General features: G+C 43.8%; 3 protein-coding genes. All 3 read right to left on the reverse strand.

The annotated features are described in order from the left end of the window. Positions 1-1534 (reverse strand): cation-transporting P-type ATPase (locus tag ACKI5G_RS07090; protein ID WP_407398961.1); only part of this gene is annotated, 1534 nt, incomplete at its 3' end. 216 nt (positions 1535-1750) lie between these two features. Continuing rightward, on the reverse strand, positions 1751-2971 hold the full coding sequence (locus ACKI5G_RS07095; protein ID WP_407398963.1) for an O-antigen ligase family protein: 1221 nt from the start codon (positions 2969-2971) through the stop codon (positions 1751-1753). A 234-nt stretch (positions 2972-3205) separates the two neighbouring features. After that, the coding region (locus ACKI5G_RS07100; RefSeq protein WP_407398965.1) for a glutamate ligase domain-containing protein at positions 3206-4083 on the reverse strand (878 nt) is incomplete at its 5' end.

Below are 4083 nucleotides of genomic sequence, written 5' to 3' on the forward strand. Positions count from 1 at the left end.
TCTCAGCCTCTCCATTTTCATTGACATGGCCCACACCATAAGCCACCGCCAGCAATCGCATTGAACGGCTGGCCTGATTATCAATATATTTTTTGATTTCAGTGACAGTGTTTAACGTATGCAGGGAACCGTCTGCACCCAGATACTGATGGCATTTTTCCAGCATTACCTCCGGGGCGCCTTTAAGATAACAAATACATTTATCATCTTCTTTTACTGCCACTGCAGAATACTTATCCCGGGAATTAAAATATTTAAAGCCAAGTGCCTCATCCCGGTTAATGGAATCTGTCAGTCCGGCATCCATCAGCGCCTTAATGATAGAACGATCAGTGCTGTTACCGCCGATTACAGAATCTGTTCCTGCGTGGGCACTATTGTTAAGACCAGCGGCTTTTATAAACTTATCGAGATATTCCCCTGACGCCTCCCTTCCCTCGTTGCTCTTCAGCTCAAGATTACCAATATGCTTTAAATGTACTAAATCTCCCAGTGCTATATCCACCACAGATAGCTTTCCCTCGGTAATAGTACCCGTTTTATCGCTGAACAAAATGCTCAGACTGCCAGAGGTTTCAATACCATTTATTTTTTTGACCAAAACATTGTCCTTCTCCATTTTTAGGCTCTGAACGGACAACAGCATGGAGGTAAGCATCGGCAAGCCCTCTGGAACAGCACATACAATAACAGTTACCGCAACCGTTACCGCATCAATAATCAGGCGCACCCATTCCCACATGGAGGCAGGTAATTCACCGGTTACTACTGTCTTTATAAGTATGCCCACGACTATGGCAATGGCTCCCACATAACCAAAGGTGGAGATATGTCTGGCCAATTTATCCAGCTTTACCTGCAACGGCGTGCGGCGGGCAACTGACTGAGCCTCCAGAGCCAGTTGTCCAAACAGAGTTTTATCACCTACCACATTTGTTTCAAGGTATCCTTCTCCGCTGCATACCACGGTTCCCCGATAAGCGTAGTGGGGATTTAACAAATCATCAATTTCATATGTACTACTTTCCCCATCCTCCAGCGGAGTCTTATATATTTCTTCAGTTTCACCGTTTAACACAGACTGATCAATATGCACAGCCCCTTCAATCAACAATCCATCCGTTGGCAGTCGGTCACCGGCCTGTAAAAAAATCACATCGCCATTCACCACATCGCCAACGGGAATTTCCAAAAAGTGTCCATCCCGAAGTACTTTGGTCATATCCTTGGCAGCTTCATCATTCCGCAAGGCTACAGCCTTACCCTCCTGGCGATATTCGCTGATAGATGCCACACCGTTGGCAATAAGAATAGCCACCAAAATTCCCACCGGTTCAAACCATTCGGCCTGCCCCATAAAATAAAGTACGCCCTGAATAATCAGAGCGACTAATAGAATCATTATCATTGGGTCCTTAAACCCCTGTAATACTTTTTTCCATAGAGAATCCCGTTCAAGCTGAGTCAGAGAATTGCTGCCATATCTGGCCCGACGTTCTTCAATTTCAGCAGAACTTAAACCTATTAAGCCCATAAAACACTCCTATACACAACACACTAAAATAATTCAGTCTTCACTTTCTCGTTATAACGCCATTATTCAAATTTTTCTTCTTTAGAAGAAAAATCTTCCACTTAGCGTTTTCCTTTCAGGACTAGCTTCGCGTCGCAACGAGGTGGGAGATATGCTCGCCAGCTATTGTATTTTGTTTTCCCCCACCTAAAGAGGAAGGGGACATCTTAAAGCTCGTTATAACTTTTCCTTTAAAACATAAACCAGTCCGCAAATCATCCATAGAAGCATTGATGAAGGGACATTATACAATACATCGTCCGTAAGGCCATTAAGAGCTACAGACACCAAACCCAGGCCCAAACCAAGCATCAGGCCCTTGGAGAATTCATCAGGCATAGTCTTTTGAGGATGTAGGGCAGTAACGGTATATCCCAAAAAGAATACCAGAAAGGCGCAGCCACCCACAATACCAATTTCAGCAAGATAGTTCAGATAAATATTATGGGCATGAACCAAAGTCACACTACCATCTACGATGTAAGTATCATAAATAGGATAAACCAGCGAGTAGGCGCCACCACCAATACCCAAAATAGGATGATCCAAAATCATCTGTATGGTGCTTTCCCACATGGCAATACGCATTTCTGATGATGTGTCAACCACTGTAAACATGGTACTCATGCGCTCAAATAGCACCGGATTCAACAACAGAAAGCCTGCCGCCAGCACTGCCACTGCTGCCAAAATACGCTTGTCCTTCAATATACCATACCCTGCCATAATAACAGCGATGGTAAGGCAGGCACCACGAGCGTAGGTCATGGCGATACAGCCCAGGGTACAAACCATGGCCAGCCCCAATGCAATACGGATACGCTTATCCGTCAGCGTACCAAAAAGCCCCAAAAGCACGCAAACCACTATATCCAGATATGCAGCTAATATATTGGGATTCTCCAAGGTTGAGAATACTCGCTTGCTAAGCTCCGGAAAGGCTTCACCATCAACCCACTTCATTTCCGAGGTATCAATACCGAAAATAAACTGGAAAAAACCGTAGGCCACAATAATGGCTGCTGACGCTCCCAAGGAATAAGCCAGAAATTTTATCTGCCGAGAATTTTCCACGTTTTGGGTTACCAGTACATAAGTCAATAAATAAATTATTACCAGCACAAACCATATAGTCAGCGTATACATCTTATCAGGTGATACCAATATTGACGCTGCACTGCACAACAGGTAAACGATAATAGGCCAATGAAAGGTTGTACGCTTTACATGGAAATCAGGATCCTTCCACCAGCGAAGCAAAAACAATGCTATGCCAACTCCCATGAATACTATAGCAACCGTTTGTGATAATCCGATGAAAAAAGCCTCCAGCAAAATTGATAAATAAATTGTATCTTTAACGGCCCGAGATGATGCCAATCTCTTTAAACCACTCAACTACTCTCACCTCAAAATCTATAATCATATTCATATTATTATAACGCAGTTGTTCATATTTTCCCATATTTATGGGAAAATATTCCATATAGCGTTTCCCTTTCAGGACTAGCTTCGCGTCGCAACGAGGTCAGTTTTTATCGCGTTATACAAGAAAATGAAAAATGGAACCAAAAACAATGGTCCCATTTCTCTATATCCATTAATATCGTATAAAAATCTGCACAACGGTATCTACTTTAAAAGGGTACGCAAATAACCAATAAGATACAGTGAACCGGCACATATAAGAATTGTATCTGATTCCGTACCTTCACTTTCCTTTGTGGCATTTTCAGCCAGCTCCATACCACGCTCCAATGCCTTTTGGGGATCACCAACAGCGTCCTTGGCTTCGACTTTTGCACATTCCAAAAGCTCTACAGGATCTGCTGCCCTTTCTGATGAAGGCGTTGTAAAAATAACTCTGTCCTCGGGACGAAGAAGTATCTCCAGCATCCCCTCGAAATCCTTATCTCTGAGTATTCCAAGTACAAAAATCCGCTTCTTATCAGGATAATAGTAATCCAGGCTGTCCCGAAGGGTTCTGATTCCCGCAGGATTATGGGCACCATCGATAATCAGCTCATAGCCATTACGGGACATAACCTCAAAACGGCCTGGCCACTGGACATCCGCCATAGCTTTTCGTAATGCCCGTTGTGTAATACGCAAATCATTTATGGCCAACAGCATAGCCGCCGCAGCTGCCAGACTGCTGTTACCGACCTGATGCAGTCCCATCAACGCCAGTTTATAGTCCATAGAAGCCATCTGATCATTATGAGAAACGAATTCCACCAACTGAGTCCTTACGGTATTTCCCTCTGACTCACACCGACCATAAGGCAATGTTGACAGAGCCTCTATCTGTAAATCAATCATGGATGGACTCATATTACCCACGCTGGTATTACCTAAATTAGGCGGGATACTAAGCTGTCCCAGCGGTTTAATTGGTTTGGCTTCAAAATCCTTACCGGCAATGTATATATCTGCCTTATTATCCGCCGCCACCCTTTGAATAATCTCCAATGCCATACCATCTGCACCTGTTATCACAGGTACTCCAG

Source organism: Anaerovibrio sp. (assembly GCF_045637405.1).
Lineage (GTDB): Bacteria > Bacillota > Negativicutes > Selenomonadales > Selenomonadaceae > Anaerovibrio.